At 44.2% G+C, this 285-nt stretch carries 1 pseudogene; it reads left to right on the top strand.

Features of this window, described 5'->3' with window-relative positions:
- A pseudogene (locus HC026_RS12565) lies at nucleotides 1-285 on the top strand (IS30 family transposase); the annotation flags it as partial.

Raw genomic sequence — 285 nt, 5'->3', positions numbered from 1 at the left:
GCCATCATTGACAATTTTAATTACCAACCACCTACGTTTAACTTGGTCACCAGAAGCGATTGCGACAGCTTTTAACCTGAGCACCGCTTCAATTTATAACTGGCTTAAGCTTGGCTGGTTACCTTTCAACTTGGCTGATCTACCTAATCGAAATGTCCGACAGCGCCGAGCTAATGAGCATCGTGTCACATTTACAAGTGGGACTTCCATTGAACAACGACCAAAATCTGTCAATCAGCGATTAGCTTTTGGTCATTGGGAAGTCGATACGGTACTTTCTAGCCG

The sequence above is a fragment of the Secundilactobacillus angelensis genome (assembly GCF_012641075.1).
GTDB lineage: Bacteria > Bacillota > Bacilli > Lactobacillales > Lactobacillaceae > Secundilactobacillus > Secundilactobacillus angelensis.
This window is presented reverse-complemented; position numbering and strand designations above follow the sequence as displayed.